This is a genomic window from Pseudomonas sp. MM227, assembly GCF_947090715.1.
GTDB classification, from domain to species: Bacteria; Pseudomonadota; Gammaproteobacteria; order Pseudomonadales; family Pseudomonadaceae; genus Aquipseudomonas; species Aquipseudomonas baltica.
Window position 1 is genome coordinate 3,666,571 of the sequence record NZ_OX352319.1, and the last position, 17,298, is coordinate 3,683,868.

Annotated in this window: 9 protein-coding genes; 4 read left to right on the top strand and 5 right to left on the bottom strand. The window is 62.5% G+C overall.

Going from position 1 to position 17,298, the window contains the following annotated elements:
* The first annotated feature begins 8 nt into the window (after nt 1-8).
* From ONG87_RS16655 to ONG87_RS16665, 3 genes are all read left to right on the top strand, one after another.
* Nucleotides 9-4,595, top strand: coding sequence for a hemagglutinin repeat-containing protein (locus tag ONG87_RS16655; protein WP_264381674.1), 4,587 nt, complete (start codon nt 9-11; stop codon nt 4,593-4,595).
* A 159-nt stretch (nt 4,596-4,754) separates the two neighbouring features.
* On the top strand, nt 4,755-5,909 hold the full coding sequence (locus ONG87_RS16660) for a filamentous hemagglutinin N-terminal domain-containing protein (protein WP_264381675.1): 1,155 nt from the start codon (nt 4,755-4,757) through the stop codon (nt 5,907-5,909).
* 577 nt (nt 5,910-6,486) lie between these two features.
* The gene (locus ONG87_RS16665; protein ID WP_264382876.1) at nt 6,487-7,218 is read left to right on the top strand and encodes a hemagglutinin repeat-containing protein; all 732 of its coding nucleotides are present in this window, start codon (nt 6,487-6,489) and stop codon (nt 7,216-7,218) included.
* Nucleotides 7,219-7,233: 15 nt separating this feature from the next.
* Here ONG87_RS16665 and ONG87_RS16670 read toward each other — a convergent pair whose 3' ends face one another.
* Nucleotides 7,234-7,545 carry a YqfO family protein gene (locus ONG87_RS16670; RefSeq protein WP_122475694.1) on the bottom strand — a complete coding sequence of 104 codons (312 nt, stop codon included), beginning with the start codon at nt 7,543-7,545 and terminating at the stop codon, nt 7,234-7,236.
* A 19-nt stretch (nt 7,546-7,564) separates the two neighbouring features.
* Nucleotides 7,565-11,464 carry a phosphoribosylformylglycinamidine synthase gene (gene purL / locus ONG87_RS16675; protein ID WP_264381676.1) on the bottom strand — a complete coding sequence of 1,300 codons (3,900 nt, stop codon included), beginning with the start codon at nt 11,462-11,464 and terminating at the stop codon, nt 7,565-7,567.
* A gap of 208 nt (nt 11,465-11,672) precedes the next feature.
* Between purL and mltF the strand changes: the two genes are divergently transcribed.
* Nucleotides 11,673-13,133 carry a membrane-bound lytic murein transglycosylase MltF gene (gene mltF / locus ONG87_RS16680; protein WP_192058649.1) on the top strand — a complete coding sequence of 487 codons (1,461 nt, stop codon included), beginning with the start codon at nt 11,673-11,675 and terminating at the stop codon, nt 13,131-13,133.
* Between the two features lie 27 nt (nt 13,134-13,160).
* Here the strand turns inward: mltF and ONG87_RS16685 are convergent, their stop codons facing one another.
* From ONG87_RS16685 to ONG87_RS16695, 3 genes are all read right to left on the bottom strand, one after another.
* Complete coding sequence (locus ONG87_RS16685) at nt 13,161-15,056, bottom strand: hypothetical protein (RefSeq protein ID WP_264381677.1); 1,896 nt, start codon at nt 15,054-15,056, stop codon at nt 13,161-13,163.
* A gap of 378 nt (nt 15,057-15,434) precedes the next feature.
* Nucleotides 15,435-15,872, bottom strand: a complete 438-nt coding sequence (tadA, locus tag ONG87_RS16690) for a tRNA adenosine(34) deaminase TadA (RefSeq protein WP_264382877.1) — start codon at nt 15,870-15,872, stop codon at nt 15,435-15,437.
* Between the two features lie 48 nt (nt 15,873-15,920).
* Nucleotides 15,921-17,294 carry a multicopper oxidase family protein gene (locus ONG87_RS16695; RefSeq protein ID WP_264381678.1) on the bottom strand — a complete coding sequence of 458 codons (1,374 nt, stop codon included), beginning with the start codon at nt 17,292-17,294 and terminating at the stop codon, nt 15,921-15,923.
* Nucleotides 17,295-17,298: the final 4 nt, after the last annotated feature.

Here is a 17,298-nt window from a genome sequence, read left to right on the forward strand (position 1 = left end):
ATATCCCCATGACCAAACCATCACGTTGTGTTCAGCGCGACGCCTTGCGCCTAGCAATCGCCGGTGTCGTACTGGCGCCTTACATGGCCAGCGCCGACGTCATCCAGCCGGCCTTCGAGCCGGGTGCCAAACCGATCGTCATGACCAATGCCGGTGCCGCCCCGATCGTCGACATCGTGGCGCCCAATGCCGCCGGTCTTTCGCACAACCGCTACGAGCAATACAACGTCGGTGTCCCCGGCGTGGTGCTGAACAACAGCCTGCAGGCCGGCCGTGCGCACGTCGCCGGCGAATTCTTGAATGTGCGGGCCAACGGCCAGTTCAAGGGCCAGGCGGCAAGCACCATTCTCAACGAAGTGATCGGCCGACGCCGCTCAGACATCAACGGTGAACAAGTGATCTTCGGCCAAGCGGCCGACTATGTACTGAGCAACCCCAACGGGATTTCGCTCAATGGCGCACGGATCAACCTGCAAATGGACAAACAGGCGACCTTTCTGGTTGGCCGGCCGCAGATCGAGAACGGCAGAATCACCGGGCTCAATACCGACGGTGGTATCGACCCCCGCACCGCGCTGAAGGTAGACACCCGCGGGGTGACCGTGAACGGCGGTTCGCTGGCCTTGATCGCCCCCACGATCGACCAGCGCGGACCGATCAGCGCGGCGCAGAAGCTCGACATTCTGTTGGGCACACACAAGGTCGATGCCAGCGATCTGAAGGTCAGCCACGTCCAGCAGAACGCGTTCAGTACCGACGCGCGCCTGATGGGTGCAATGCACGCCAATCGCATCAATATTCTGAGCACCCGCGAAGGCGCCGGCATCAACATGGGCATCAGTCGGACCGCAGCGCGTGAAGGCATCGAGATCGCTTCGCAGGGCGCACTGAACATGATCAGCACCGCCAAGCGCGATGGCTTGGCCACGCAGGGTGTACTCGACGCCGGCGCTGGCGATGTGCGGCTGAGCTCGGCAGCGAACCTGAACATCAAGTCGGTGGCGATCAGTGGCGCGTCGATCAGCGCCGACGCCGGTGCCGATCTGAACCTGGATACGTTGACCCGCACCGTCGAATCCAGCCGCAGGAGCGGTGTGGAGTACGACTGGTACATCCTGCCGGCAGGGGCGACCACTACCACCGTCGAGATGACGCATACCGAGCATCTGGCGAATGCCCTGAACGCCACGCAGTCCGTGACCCTGACTGCGGGCAACGATGCCAGCCTCGCCGCCACCCACGTCAACAGCCTCGGCGACGTAGACATTGGCGCGGGCAATACGCTGGAGCTGACCGCCAATGTCGACCGCAGGCTTGACCGCGTCACCGTCAGCAACCGACGCCAGGGCGCTCAACGCCTGGACAGCACGGCCACCCAGACCACTCAGAGCGCAGCGTCGACGCTGATCGACGGCCAATCGATCAGCCTCACGGGACGGGCAATAACAGTCATGGGCAGCGACTTGAACAGTCGCAGCGACCTCAACCTCGCAGCAACCGAAGCGGTGGAGATCGGTACCGTCGTTCTGCATGGCTCGGTTGCGCAGGACAGTCGCGAGGGCCACGTGATCGTCCGCCGTTCGGCGACCGAACTGCACGACCGCGAGCAGACCCTGGACCACCGCGGCAGCCGGCTTGCCGCAGGCAATGGCAAGCTCGCCGCCCAGGCCGATCGCGTGGACCTGATAGCCGCGCAGCTGGAGGCCCGGGACATTGACCTGCGAAGCCTTGCGCAAGACCTCAGGGTACAAGGTGCCCAAGCCCACCAGCGTATCGAGAATGCGCGCCAGGACACCGCGCTGTTCAGCGCGTCCGACCGCCGCTACGACCGCAGGCAAAGTACCTATCAAGGCAGCTCCCTCAGCGCCAGTGGCGCCCTGCTTCTGGACGGCAAGCGCGACACCCTGATCGTGGGATCGAGCCTTGCCACCGCTGGCGATCTGACGGTCAAGGCCGAGCGCAACCTGATGGTCGCTGCCGGCCAGCAGAGCAGCGAATCCACCCTCAAGGGCAAGGACTGGAAACTGACCGTTTTCGGCGAACAGACCACGCCAGGCTCCGGCCAGCCAGGCGACGCACAGGGATCTGCCGGGCAGTGGGACGCCGGTGCCGGGATGCGCCAACAGTGGACGCTGGACACCGCCCGGCTGAACACGCATCAAGCCAGCCAGCTCAAGGGCGGTAACGTCGCACTCGAGGCCGGGCAGGGCCTGGCCATCGTCGGCTCGTCGGTACAAGCCGAACAGAACGTGCTGCTCGATGCCGATGACATGCGCATTCTGGCCACCGAGGCGCAACGCAGTTTCCGCAACCAGGAAACCGGAAGAACGGTGGGTTACGAGATCACTGCGGGCGTTGACCGTTTCGGTACCGGCGCCGCTTTCGCCTTGCAGACCGACACCGACGGCCGCAGCGAGAACGTAAACACGCGCAGCTCGATCAAGGCCGGCAACGACGTACGCCTGACCGCGAAGGCACTGACCACCCAGGCCGCGCAGGTGGAAGCAGGCCAGTTGTTGAAGGTGCGCGCCGACCGTGTCCACAATCAGGCCGTTACCGACAGCACCAAGACCGCCCTGGACTACAACAAGATCAAGCTCAGTGCGGGCAGCTCGCTGGACTACGGCGCCATTACCCGTCAGGTACAGAAGCTGTGGAGCGGGGTCGACCAGACCAGCCTGTATGCCAGTGGCCTGGAGGATGGCCTGCTGCCGTGGAGCGTGGGCATCAATCTCAAGGGTGACTACCTGGACCGCAATACCCAGTCGCTGACGCACATTGCCCGGGTGTCGCAGTTCAAGGGGGGTGAGCTCGATATCGCCGTGACCGGCAAGCTGCACGACATCGGTACCCAGTACGAAAGCACGATCGGCGCCATCGCGCTGAGCGCGGACAGGCATGTCATGGACGCTGCCAGAAACAGCGTGCGTAGCGCAATCGACGCGTTGGGGGTGGACGCCATTGCCAGGCTGGAAACCTCGACCGGCGCCGACTGGGCCATGGGCGCCGCAGCCCGCGGTCACAGCAGCGCACAATACAAGACGGTGGATACGGCAGTAGTCGGCAGTCTGCTCGGCAACAACGGTATCCGTATCCAGCTGGGCACCGATGGCCTGTATGAAGGCACGGTCATGAGCAGTGTGCAGGGGCCAATCCAGATCCACAGCGGCGGTAACCTGCAGTTCCTGCAAGCCGGCAACAGTATCGTCAAGCATGACGATGGCACGCGCGGGCGGGGCGCAGCGCAGCTCAATGGGGTGGTCGCACCAGCCCCTGTGGTTCAGGGTGGCGCCATCGGCGGCAGCGGGCAATACACCGTACTCGACAGTACCCAGACCTTCGCCGTCGGCGCCAGGCTGGACACCCCCGGCGCCGTTACATTGAGCGCGCAAGGCAACGTGATGCTGCAGGGCACTGCCATCGGCTCGCAACAGACGCCGGTGGGCAGCCTGTCGATCGACGCTGGCCAGAGTGTCGTGGCACTGGCCGGCATCGACACTGCCAGGGCCCAAGGCAATGTCTATGGCGGCAGCGGTTCGCTCAAGGTCAGCGCCAGGCCATCGACAGGCGGCTTGCCGGTGGCAGGCAGCGCAGGCTTCGAATTCGGTCAGACTGCGGAGGATTCGGCACTGCGTCGCGGCGCACAATGGCATGTGCTCAACGACATGGCGGTCACGGCAGGCAGTGACCATGCGGCAGCGATACTGCTCGAAGGCCTGCACGCCACGGCCGACCGGATCAAGCTGGACGCACGCAAGGGGGGTATCGCCGTGATCGCCGCGCGGTCGACCAGCGAGCGCGACAACAAGCTGATTTCCGCCACCTTCAGCCTCGGTGGCCATTCAGGCGGCGCGAGGCCGTCCTACGCACTCGATGAGTTCAACGTTCAGTTCAAGCTCGACTACGACAAGCTCAAGAGCGACACCTATGCCAACGCCAGGCTCACCGCGGGCACAGTGGAATACAACAGCCCGGGCGAGCTGTTGCTGGGCGGCGCGCAAGTGCATGCCGGCACAATAAGCGGTTCAGTGGGCAGCCTGCGGGCAGTCAGCGTCAGGGACAACGTTGACGCGACCAAGGTCAATGCCGAGGCCGAAGTCGGCAAGGGTGGCGATCCGTGGGGCGCGATCGGCAGCCTGGCAAAGCTGGCAGGCGAGTGGGGAAGCAAGGGCAAGCAGCGCCTGGACCAGTTGAATGCCGCCTACTCAACCGATGTCTCGGCCAAGCTGGGCTTCGACATGCGTCGCGAACTGCGCGATACCGTGGCCCAGAGTACCGTACTCAATGGCCGCGACACACTGGGCCTGGAGGTCCTTGGGACAACCCAGTTGGTCGGCGCACAATTGCAGACCAGCGGCACTGCGCTGCACCCGCACCCGAACTCGATGCAGACCACTGACCTGACTGCTCGCGACCGGCTGGTAACGGTCTCCCTGCTGGCGCTGACGCCGTCACTGGGTGCGATCAAGGACCTGTACAGCCATCTGCAGAAGGACAAGCCCGAAGAGGTGATGATCGATACCGGGCTGTTCCGCGCCGGCGGGCACAACCGCACTCAGTATCTGACAGGGGGCGTGGAAAAACTCGCGCTCTGAGCATGACTCTCCGCCGGCCCGACATCCGTTTGGGCCGCATCCTACGATGGGCCGCGCGCGCTGCCGCTATCGCGTCCGCCCCACCCTTCCTAAGGTAGCTCTCGTGCATCGGCCCCCAGGTCGATGCACAGCCAATCCTGGACCTAAGGAAAGACCTCGATGCCTCATACCATGGAACAATTGCGCCACCTGACCCTGCGCTCGCTGCCGCTGGCCATCGCCAGCGCGCTGCTGGTGCCCTGCTCCCCTGCCTGGGCCGATGGCCTGACCGCGTTCGCGGGTGGCGAAACGGCGCCAATCATCAACGGCCAGTACAAAGTACCGGTCATCGACATCGTTGCGCCCAATGCCAACGGCCTTTCGCACAACGTCTACAGCGAATACAACGTCGGCACCCAAGGCGTCGTGCTCAACAACAGCCTGGTGGCAGGAAAGAGTGAAATGGCCGGCGAGCTGAAGGCCAATCCACAACTGGGCGGCACGGCCGCCAGCACCATCCTCAACGAGGTGGTCGGCCACAACCGTTCCAACATCAACGGCCCGCAAGTGGTTTTCGGCGCGGCGGCAGACTATGTCCTGGCCAACCCGAATGGCATCACGCTCAACGGCGCAAGCCTGGTCAACGCGCCACGAGCCACCTTCGTGGTCGGTGCGGCCACTGTCCAGGACGGTCGACTGACAACGTTCGATACGCAGGCCACCGACGAGTTGCTGCGTGTCGACAGCGGCGGTGTCAGCAACCCGGCCGGCAGCCTGGCGCTGATAGCACCCAGTATCGTCAGCAGCGGGCCAATTGCCGCAGGCGCCGATATCGACCTGGTGCTGGGCAGCAATGTAGTCGACTACGCCAACAATGGTGTGGTCGGCAGCACGCGCACGACCAAACTCATCGATGCCAACCTGCTCGGCGCGATGGCCACGGACAAGCGCATCCGCATCGTCAGCAGTGAGGAAGGCGCGGGTATCAAGATGCCAGGCGCTCGACTCACGGCCGGTCAAGGCATCCGTATCGAATCGGCTGGCGACCTCACGCTGCATGCACCTGCGCGCGCCGGCAAGCCACAGACCCCCGCCGAACTGCACGGCGGAGCGGGCGAGATTCACCTGGCAGCCGGCCGTCCAGCTCAACCTGGGCGCGGCACGCCTGGCCAGCGAAGCCGATGTGCGCCTGCTCGCCGACGGTGTGCGCAGCCAGGGTGCGGAGATCAACAGCGGCGGCCTGTTGAAGGTCAACGCGACATCCATGGTCAACACCGGCGCAAGTCGCCTGCAGGGCGGCACGGTATCGCTGGATGTCAGCGGCAAACTGACTGATACCGGTACCGAGTACACCAGCACCCTGGGCAAGATCGCCATCCATGCCGACAGCCATGAGATGAAGGCGGCCATGCACAAGGTCCAGGCGGGCGCGGCAACCACCAGCACAGCCAAGGCCGGCAGCCTGAGCGCGGCCGAAGGTATCGACATCCGCCTGACCGGCAGTGGGCGCTACGAAGGCACCCGCATCGGCACCTCGCAAGGCGCGGTGCAGATCGACGCCGGTGCCAGCCTGGCGTTCAACCCGGCCCACGCCACCCTCGACCGCATGGGCAAGGACGGCGCTTACCAGCAACGCACGGCGAGCAAGGCGCGGATCGATGCGCCAGGCGATGTGATCCTGCGCGCCAGCGGCGATGTGCAGCTCAACGGTGTGGACATAGGCACGCTGGACAAGCCTGCGGGCAGTCTGAAGGTGACGGCGGGAGGCACCCTCACCAGCCTCGCGGCCGTGGACAAGACAACTCTCAAGGGTGGTGGTGAATCCAGGAGTGCCGAAGGTCTGCATACCTTCGGTCAACGAGACGAAAGCACGCAACATCAGCACGGCAATCAGTGGCAGGTAAAGGGTGACATGGCGCTGCAGGCCGGCGCTCGCAAGGCACGCGCCCTGCACCTGCAGGGTGTCCAGGCCGACGCAGCCAGCATGAAGCTGGCGGCCACCGCAGGCGGTGTCTATCTGGAAAGCGCCAGCGACCAGCGTCAATCGGACCGCAAGCAACTGAGCGCCGATGTCAGTGATCCGCTCAAGCCGGCTCTAGGCCTCAGCTACCGCAACGAGCAGCAGCAGACACAGCACAATGCGCAACTGCGAGCTGCGACGCTCAGGCTCGATAGCCAGATGGACGCACGTCTGGACGGCGCACGTCTGCAGGCCGACAACCTGAGCGGCAACGTCAAGGGCAAGCTGGCGATCACTCATCGCGCCGACAGCACGCAAATCCTCGGTGTCGAGGGGCGTGTCGTGCTGGCCGAAGGTACGGCTCCAGGCACAATGCTCAATGAAGTGGCAGCGCTGGGCGGCAAGTGGAATTCGCCGGTCAAGGAAGCTCTGGCGCAGCAGCCAAACGCTGGCAAAGGCGAAGTCGAACAGGCCAATTTCGAGTTCACCCGCACCGACAAAACGGGCGTGAGCGAACAATCCGGAATGTTCAGCAGCGAGCCCATGAGCCTCAAAGTTGCACGAGGCACGACTCACGCAATGGCAGCAGGCGCCCATGAACTGCAGACCAGCCACAAGCTAGCCACGGGCAACACAGGCCTGGAGGCGGTCAAGCGGTTGTATGAGCAGGTACGCATCCGCTGAGGGGAACGTGGCGACTCACAGATCGTGCAGTCGCCACACTTCGAAGGCAGGGGTTTCATACGGGTGGGCCAGGCGCAATGCCTGGACCACCGGTTCAATGAGTGAATCGGCCACTACCAGCTCGACCTTCCACTCTTCGACCTTTTCCAGTGTATCGGCCTGACCCAGAAATGGCTGGCTGCCATCACAGGGCCGAAACTGACCGTGCCCCAACACCTGCCATGCGCAGTTGTCGTAAGCACCGATGCGACCGCCACCGGCGGCGAATACGGCGCTCTTGACGGCTTCGACATGGCTGTCGGGAACGAAGAAGGCCAGTTTGAACATCTGCTGGTTCACCGACCTGTCAGTTCACCCACACGCGGGCATTGCGGAACATGCGCATCCAGGCGCCGTCCTCGTTCCACTCCTCAGGCTTCCAGGAGTTCTGCACGGCGCGGAATACCCGCTCCGGGTGCGGCATCATGATGGTCACGCGGCCGTCGCGACTGGTCAATCCGGTGATCCCGCGCGGCGAGCCGTTCGGGTTGGCCGGGTACTGCTCGGTGACCTTGCCGTGGTTGTCGACGAAGCGCAGCGCCACGCAGCCCGACACATCGGCTTGCACCAAGGCGTCCGCGGTGGCGAATTCGGCATGACCTTCACCGTGGGCGATGGCGATCGGCATGCGCGAACCGGCCATGCCCTGCAGGAAGATCGAGTTGGACTCCTGCACCTGGACCATGGCAACCCGCGCCTCGAACTGCTCGGACCGGTTGCGCACGAAGTGCGGCCAGAACTCGCTGCCTGGAATCAGCTCGTGCAGATTGGACATCATCTGGCAGCCGTTGCACACGCCGAGGGTGAAGCTGTCGCTGCGTTCGAAGTACTGCTGGAACGCATCACGGGCACGGGCGTTGAACAGTGCCGACTTGGCCCAGCCTTCACCGGCACCCAGGACGTCGCCGTAGGAGAAACCGCCACAGGCGACCAGTCCCTTGAACTCGTTCAGGTCGACACGCCCGGCGAGGATGTCGCTCATGTGCACGTCGATGGCATTGAAGCCGGCGCGGTCGAAGGCCGCAGCCATTTCGACCTGGCCGTTCACGCCCTGCTCGCGCAGCACGGCCACCTGTGGGCGTACGTTTTTCTTGATGTACGGGGCGGCGATGTCTTCGTTGACGTCGAAGCTGAGGTTGAAGCTCAGCCCTGGATTGTCTTCTTCGAGCAGCGCGTCGAACTCCTGATCGGCACCGGCAGCGTTGTCACGCAGACGCTGGATCTGGTAGCTGGTCTCGGCCCACTGGCGTTGCAGCAGGCGGCGTTCGCCGCTGAACAACACGTCGTCGTGGTAGCGAATGTTCACCGCGCCGTTGTTGATCGGCTGGCCGACCACCGCCACGCAGTCGTTGCCCAGGCCAGCGGCGCTGAACTGCGCGAGGATCATCGGCGTAGCGTCCTGACGCACCTGGATGAGCGCGCCCAGTTCCTCGTTGAACAGCACAGCCGCGATTTCCTCGCGGCTGTGCGCCACGGTGGCCAGTTGCAGGTTGAGACCGCAGTGACCGGCGAAGGCCATTTCCACCGTGCTGGCCAGCAGGCCACCGTCGGAACGGTCATGGTAGGCCAGCAAGTGGCCGTCGGCGTTGAGGCCCTGGATCACAGCGAAGAACGCCTTGAGGTCCTCGGCATCGTCGACGTCCGGCGCGCGGCTGGCCAACTTGCCGTGTGCCTGGGCCAGGATCGAGGCGCCCATGCGGTTCTGGCCACGCCCCAGGTCGATGAGGATCAGGTCGGTTTCACCCTTGTCCATGCGCAGTTGCGGAGTCAGGGTCTTGCGAATGTCGACCACGGGCGCGAAGCCGGTGATGATCAGCGACATCGGCGAGGTCACGCTCTTGTCGGTGCCCTCTTCGCTCCATTGGGTCTTCATGGACATGGAGTCCTTGCCGACCGGAATGGTGATGCCCAGCTCGGGGCACAGCTGCATGCCGACCGCTTGCACGGCATCGTACAGACGCGCGTCTTCGCCCGGATGGCCAGCAGCGGACATCCAGTTGGCGGACAGCTTGATGTCGGAGATTTTCGCGATGCTGGACGCGGCGATGTTGGTCAGGGTTTCACCGACCGCCATGCGTGCCGAAGCCGGGGCGTCGAGCAGCGCCAGCGGCGTGCGTTCGCCCATGGCCATGGCCTCGCCGCTGTAGACGTCGAAGCTGGTGGCGGTGACGGCGACATCGGCCACCGGTACCTGCCACGGGCCGACCATCTGGTCGCGTGCCACCAGGCCGGTGATGGTGCGGTCGCCGATGGTGATCAGAAAACTCTTGCTGGCCACCGCAGGGTGATGCAGGACGCGTTCGATGCAGTCGGCCAGGTCCAGCTGGGCCGGATCGAAGTCATCGCCCAGCTCCTGCTCGCGCACGGCACTACGGTGCATGCGCGGCGCCTTGCCCAGCAGCACTTCGAGCGGCATGTCGACCGGGTTGTTGCCGAAGTGGCTGTCGGTGACGGTCAATTGCGGCTCGGCAGTGGCCTCGCCGACGACGGCGAACGGGCAGCGCTCGCGCTCGCAGATGGCCTGGAAACGCTCGAAGTCGGCGGCGTCCACGGCCAGCACGTAGCGTTCCTGGGATTCATTGCTCCAGATTTCCAGCGGGGCCATGCCCGGCTCGTCGTTGGGCACGTTGCGCAGCTCGAAGCGGCCGCCACGGCCACCGTCGTTGACCAGTTCGGGGAATGCGTTGGACAGGCCGCCCGCACCTACGTCGTGGATGAAGCTGATGGGATTCCTGTCGCCCAGCTGCCAGCAACGGTCGATGACTTCCTGGCAGCGACGCTCCATCTCCGGGTTTTCGCGCTGTACCGAAGCGAAGTCCAGGTCCGCCGAGCTGGTGCCGGTGGCCATGGAGGAAGCAGCGCCGCCGCCCAGGCCGATGAGCATGGCCGGACCACCGAGCACGATCAGCTTGGAACCGACGGTGATCTCGCCTTTCTGCACGTGTTCGGCGCGGATGTTGCCCATCCCGCCGGCGAGCATGATCGGCTTGTGGTAGCCGCGCACTTCTTCACCGTGGGGGGTGTCGATGCGCTGCTCGAACGTGCGGAAATAGCCGGTCAGGGCCGGGCGACCGAATTCGTTGTTGAACGCCGCGCCGCCCAGCGGGCCGTCGATCATGATGTCCAGCGCGGTGACGATGCGCTCGGGCTTGCCGTAGGGTTTTTCCCACGGCTGTTCGAAACCGGGAATGTTCAGGTTGGACACGGTGAAACCGGTCAGGCCAGCCTTGGGCTTGGCGCCGCGGCCGGTCGCGCCTTCATCGCGGATCTCGCCGCCGGAGCCGGTGGAGGCGCCCGGAAAGGGCGCGATCGCCGTCGGGTGGTTATGGGTTTCCACCTTCATCAGGATGTGCACCGGCTCCTGCACCGCGCCGTACTGGCGGGTTTCAGGGTTCGGGAAGAAACGCCCGGCGACGCTGCCGACGATGACCGAAGCGTTGTCCTTGTAGGCTGACAGCACGCCTTCGCTGTGCATCTGGTAGGTGTTCTTGATCATGCCGAACAGGCTTTTTTCCTGGCTCTGACCGTCGATGTCCCAACTGGCGTTGAAGATCTTGTGGCGGCAGTGCTCGGAGTTGGCCTGGGCGAACATCATCAGCTCGATGTCGTGCGGATTGCGCGCCAGCCCCTGGAAGCTGCTGACCAGGTAGTCGATTTCGTCTTCGGCCAGGGCCAGCCCCAGCTCGACGTTGGCCCTTTCCAGCGCGGCACGACCGCCACCCAGGATATCCACCGCAGTGAGTGGCTTGGGTTCGGCGTGACGGAACAAGCCGGCGGCGTCTTCCAGACGGGCCAGCACCACCTGGGTCATGCGATCGTGCAGGACGGCACCGATCAGCTCGGCTTCGGCTTCGCTGAAATCACCAGACACATAAAAGGCAATGCCGCGCTCCAGACGCTGAACCTGGGTCAGGCCGCAGTTGTGCGCGATGTCGCTGGCCTTGCTCGACCACGGCGAAATCGTACCGAAGCGCGGCAGCACCAGGAACAGCCGCCCGGTGGGCTCCTGAACGGGAACGCTGGGACCGTACTTGAGCAGACGGGCAAGGACTTGCCGGTCGTCGCTGGCCAGCTCGCCTTCGACTTCGGCGAAGTGGGCGAATTCAGCATACAGGCCAGTAACAGCGGGGACCTTCTGGCTCAGTTGCTCGAGTAATTTACCGTGGCGAAAGGCAGAAAGGGCAGGAGCGCCGCGCAGGATCAACATCGTCGGGACAGCCTCGAAAGGGGGTGTGCTTGGAGGCCGTGCATTCTAGCCTAAACCATTCACCTAGGCACCCGACGGATGGAAAAACAGCGCGATCGTTCGTCAGATCCCTTGCTGGGGGCCGGTAAGAGGTTGCGCTGCGCTCTACCAGACTCCTTCGCCTGCTGTCGAGATATGGCTCGAGCGACCGTTTGCGTATACTGCACCCATGCTCACCCAGACCGTCTTACGCTCGCGCTGCGCCAAATGGCTCTTCGCAACCGGACTTCTCCTGCTGCTCAGTGGCTGCGTTGATAAACCCAGCACACTCGAACGGATCAAGGAGGACGGCGTGCTGCGCGTCATAACCCGCAACAGCCCGGCCACCTACTTCCAGGATCGCAACGGCGAAACCGGCTTCGAGTACGAGCTGGTCAAGCGCTTCGCCGATGACCTGGGCGTGAAACTCCAGATCGAAACCGCCGACAACCTCGACGATATCTTCGCCGGCCTGAGCCAGCCCCAGGGCCCGGTGCTGGCGGCTGCGGGGCTGGTCACCAGCGAGGCGCGGGAACAACAGGCGCGCTTCTCGCACCCCTATCTTGAAGTCACGCCGCAGGTCATCTATCGCAACGGCCAGAACCGCCCCACCGATGCCGCCGAGCTGGTGGGCAAGAAGATCATGGTGCTCAAGGGCAGCAGCCACGCCGAGCAACTGGCCAAATTGAAGTTGCAGTACCCGGCGCTCGAGTACGAAGAGTCCGACGCGGTGGAGGTGGTGGATCTGCTGCGCATGGTCGACGAGGGGCAGATCGACCTGACCCTGGTCGATTCCAACGAAGTGGCCATGAACCAGGTGTACTTCCCCAACGTGCGGGTCGCCTTCGACCTGGGCGATGGCCGCGACCAGCGCTGGGCCGTTGCCGGGGGCGAAGACAACAGCCTGCTGAACGAGGTCAACGGCTTCATCGACAAGGTCAAGGGCAACGGCACCCTGCAGCGCCTCAAAGACCGCTACTACGGCCATGTCGATGTGCTCGGCTACGTCGGCGCCTACACCTTCGCCCAGCACCTGCAACAGCGCCTGCCCAAGTTCGAGAAAACCTTCCAGGCCTCGGCCAAGCAGGAGAAGGTCGACTGGCGGCTGCTGGCCGCCATCGGTTATCAAGAGTCCATGTGGCAGGCCAGCGTGACCTCCAAGACCGGGGTGCGGGGCCTGATGATGCTGACCCAGAACACTGCCCAGGCCATGGGCGTGAGCAACCGCCTGGACCCCAAGCAGAGCATCAATGGCGGCGCCAAGTACTTCGCCTACGTCAAGGATCAGCTCGACGCCGGCATCCAGGAACCCGACCGGACCTGGTTCGCCCTGGCGGCCTACAACGTGGGCAGTGGCCACCTCGACGACGCGCGCAAGCTGGCAGAAGGTGAAGGGCTGAACCCGAACAAGTGGCTGGATGTGAAGAAGATGCTGCCGCGCCTGGCGCAGAAGAAGTGGTACAGCAAGACCCGCTACGGCTATGCCCGCGGCGGCGAGCCAGTGCACTTCGTGGCCAACATCCGCCGCTACTACGACATCCTCACCTGGGTGACCCAGCCACAGCTCGAAGGCAGCCAGGTCGCCGATGGCAATCTGCACGTGCCTGGTGTGGACCAAACAAAGCCTTCCCAGCAGACCCCGCCCTTGTAGATGTTACCGAGCGACAATCCAACGATGTCAGCGGATAGGTATTAATTCCCACGCCTGGATAGCGGACCCGGAGCACGTTGCAGCCGACATGCCTGCCATGCTCCCGGCGCCGGCATTCGGCTGAGCGCACAAGGTTCTGCCATTCTGTTTTATCTCGATGACGTTCTTGTTGAAATTGTAGGTTATGACAGCGGTGCCGGACGGCCGGACACGTGCGCTACGGATGCGGTAGTTCGAATCGATCAGAAAGGGGTAACCCACTGTCATCGACTGGATGTGATCACCGCGTAACACGAATTGCTGGTCGGCAAATGCAGAGCAGGACCAGAAATAAGCTTCCCTGTACTCGTCGTTGGCGACGAGGCACAAGCCAGACTGCTTGTTCTTGAGCATGTAATAATTCTCATTGCCGCTCCAAGTAATGACACTTGATACCTTCCCGTCCAACTGACCGCCTCCGCCTTCTCTGAACACCATCCATCCGGCCGAATCGGATGTTGTCCTTTCAAAGCTGGAGATAACGGTGGGCGCCAGAATGTCTTTAGTAAAGTAGATGTACGCCCATCCCTGATTTGTTTTGTAGTCTTTATTTCCATACAACGTCAGACTGCTCCCCGCCTTCGCTTTCAGCACTCGCAGGGATCGGGCTTCGTCATTGTCACAGTCCCCGCCAAAATTAAAGCGATCATTCCCAGCCAGAGAAATAGAACACACAATATTCTGCGTGGCATTGTTACCTTCATAAAGCACCACGGCTGAGTCAGAATAGTCGTCGGGCGGTGAGCGTTCGATCTTGATTCGTGAAACCTTTCCATCAAGTCCATTGTTGCGGCTGAAAACGAGACGATAATCGGCATTGTCTACCTCCTGCTCGAAGGAGGGGATTGAAAACCCACCTAGGTCAGCATCTTTTTTGATCACTATGATCGCATAATCGTCCTGTCTGTTCCCGGAGGCGGAATCGAACAGTGTCAGGCGTGTGCCCGCCTTGACACCGCGAACTTTCAACGATCTGGCCTCGTCATTCTCACAGCCTGTACTCTTTAACGAAATATCCCAGTCCTTTGAATTGGGTAGAACGCAAACCGTATCCCCGGTGGTGTCAGTGTTGTTTTTCTCGTAAAAATAGAATCCGCCCTGAGACAACGCGGCAGCATATGCGAAGCCATCCCCCACATGCGTGTTGTCGAGCGCGATATAGTTTGGCATCCTGCGGAACATCGAAGTTTGCGCGCAGTGCTGATCGACCCTACGCTCCAGAAAAGTCAGATTGTTATCCCGGTCCGCCGAATGCGCATCACCCCAGACATTGACCCCATGGAACTGATTCATCACGAAGAGACGTGGCCAGCGCGTAAAGCCAGACACCTGGATGCCTCGGGTCGTCATCGGGACATCGGACCAACGGGAAAGGCATTCCCAGTTATCTTCCGAGGTGCCCAGATTGTACCCATTTTGCACCTCCCATTTCTCATCTCTTAAAATAGTAAGATCGGCCCCATCGGCATCCTTAAACGTCCCTTCGATATCCGATTTTTCGCCAAAGATGATCAATCGTCGACCAGAGTTTATGATCTGCTGCAAGGTGGGCCATGCGCCAGTATCCCTATACGCCGACGCGTCAAACACCCACCGTGCCAAATCGGGAATCTCGCTCAGCGCGGCGGTCATGTTTTCCCGAGTCACAGTGGACTCCAAGTGCAGCGTTACTACAGCATCGTGATTAGCCTGGAGAAACGGAAGAAAGAAATGCTTTACCACATCACTGAAAAGAGGATCGTCCTGAGTGCAGGAAGAATTATGATGACAAATAGCAACCTTGTGCGGTGCATCGCGTCTTGGGTGCAGATCAATCATGAAGCCCCTGACGCCGTTACGCAGCAATTCACTCATATCATTGAGATATGCATTGTGCGAGGTCACCTAGCTGTATTCATTGAACGGTTTGCTGAAGTCCGTGACCCACGGTGCCGACTCTGCCACTGCCAGAACGGGTGTTGAGTCAGACCCGCTGGCTGTTGATTGAGGCACGTGGCCACAGCTGGCTATCAGTATTGACGAAACAACACACAACACTACTATAAAGCGAGCGCCAAAAGATAATAGTCGCATGATGCATCACCCCATAAAGGTGGATATTCAGGAATTGAAAGCGGTTACGCTTCGCAGACCCGTCACGAGGCGCTCGACTAAACCATAGTTTGGCGAACATCCCAGCGCAATCACTAATTCCTTACATACAGCAGGCCATTGAACACTGTTATTCAACCGAACGCTGCCGTATGCCCACGTTATTTGGCGCTACACTTTTGCGCGACGCGCTTTGAAGAACGCGCTCAATATCGCACTGCACTCTTCAGCCAACACGCCACCCTCCACCACCAACCGATGGTTCAGGAAGCCTTGGCTGAAAAACTGCCCCTGACTCTGCACCACGCCCGCCTTGGGTTCGAGCGCGCCGAACACCACCCGGGCGATGCGCGCATGGACGATCAGCCCGGCGCACATGCTGCAAGGCTCCAGGGTGACGTACAGGGTGCTGCCCGGCAGGCGATAGTTGTGCACGGACTGCGCGGCGTTGCGGATGGCCACCATCTCGGCATGGGCACTGGGGTCGCTGCCACTGATGGGGCAGTTGAAGCCGCGGCCGACGATCTCGCCGTCCTGCACCACGACTGCGCCCACAGGCACTTCGCCCAGCGCCGCACCCTGAGCGGCCAGCTCTAGCGCCTGGGCCATGAAAAACCGATCGCGGCTGCGATCAATGATCTTGGGTTGTTTCAACGTTCAGGAAACCTCTATTGCCGCCATGAGTCCGGTTTCCATGTGATCGATCACATGGCAATGGAACATCCAGATACCAGGATTATCCGCCACCAGCGCCACCTGGGCACGCTCGTTCTTTCCCAGCAAAAACGTATCGGTGAAATAAGGAATGATCTTGCGCCTGTTGGAGGCAATCACCTTGAAACTCATGCCGTGCAGGTGGATAGGATGCTGGTACTGAGTCATGTTCTTCAACTCCAGCACGTAGCTTTTGCCCAACTGCAACTTGGCGATGGGGCGGTCGGCGCAGGTCTTGTCGGTGATGTCCCAGGCGATGCCGTTGATCTGCCACAGGCTGGGCGGCTTGCCCTCGGCCGTATCCGACACCTCGCCGACCCATTCGAAGTTGAAATTGAGCTTCTCGGCATTGGCCAGGTCCGGCTCGGCGATCGGATTGGGCGGTAACGCCGGCGGCCAATCGCTCGGCGCCGCTGCGGCCTGCACCGAGCGCAGCGTGCCCAGGCGAACCGGACCGTCACGTATGGCGATCTCTTCACCGGCAGGTGGCATCTTGACTGCAAGACAAACCCGCATGCCGGGGCCCATCCAGTAATCCTTGCCGAACGCGCGCGGTTCGATGGGGTTGCCGTCCAGTGCATACAGGCGCATGTCGGCATTGCCACGGAAGTTCAGGCGATAGGTGGCTGTGTTGTCCAGGTTGAGAATGCGCACCCTGACGACTTGACCCGCCGGCAGATCGACCGTCGCCCGATGTACCCCGTTGATCGTCGACAGCCGGCCCAGGGTGCCGTTGCGCGCCGCTTCGCGGGGGATGCTGAACGGCAGGAACGCGCCCTCCTCGTCCACGTGCCAGTTCTTCAGGTTGAGCACCGCTTCGTGCGCGAAGCCGGTGGGGTCGCGCTCCTCGACGATCAACGGCCCGACCAGGCCGCGGCCCAGTTCCTCGCTGCTGGCCACGTGCGGGTGATACCAGTAGCTGCCGGCGTCCGGCACACGAAACCGGTAGTCGAAGTATTCACCGGGCTTGACCGGCAACTGCGACACGTAGGGCACGCCGTCCATGTCCAGCGGCAGGCGAATGCCATGCCAGTGGATGGTGGTTTCCACCGGCAGCTGGTTGATGAAACGCACCCGCAGCCATTCGCCCTGGCGCACCCGCAGCTCACGCCCGGGTGCCGAACCACCGAACGCCCAGGCCGGGGTCTGATGACCTGCCACCAACTCGACATCCAGCGGCGCGGCAATCAGCTGATAGTCCACGCCGGCCTGGTCCACAGGCGTACCCAACCAATAACGGGCAGCGCCCCCGGCACCCACGCCGACCGCGACAACGCCCGCCAGGCCACCGAGGAATCGTCGACGAGTGAAAGACATGGCT

Coding starts and splice junctions, on each gene's coding strand:
- ONG87_RS16655 (WP_264381674.1), top strand. CDS start 9: ATGACCAAACCATCACGTTGTGTTCAGCGCGACGCCTTGCGCCTAGCA.
- ONG87_RS16660 (WP_264381675.1), top strand. CDS start 4,755: ATGCCTCATACCATGGAACAATTGCGCCACCTGACCCTGCGCTCGCTG.
- ONG87_RS16670 (WP_122475694.1), bottom strand. CDS start 7,545: ATGTTCAAACTGGCCTTCTTCGTTCCCGACAGCCATGTCGAAGCCGTC.
- purL (WP_264381676.1), bottom strand. CDS start 11,464: ATGTTGATCCTGCGCGGCGCTCCTGCCCTTTCTGCCTTTCGCCACGGT.
- ONG87_RS16695 (WP_264381678.1), bottom strand. CDS start 17,294: ATGTCTTTCACTCGTCGACGATTCCTCGGTGGCCTGGCGGGCGTTGTC.
- mltF (WP_192058649.1), top strand. CDS start 11,673: ATGCTCACCCAGACCGTCTTACGCTCGCGCTGCGCCAAATGGCTCTTC.
- ONG87_RS16665 (WP_264382876.1), top strand. CDS start 6,487: ATGGCGCTGCAGGCCGGCGCTCGCAAGGCACGCGCCCTGCACCTGCAG.
- tadA (WP_264382877.1), bottom strand. CDS start 15,872: ATGGCCCAGGCGCTAGAGCTGGCCGCTCAGGGTGCGGCGCTGGGCGAA.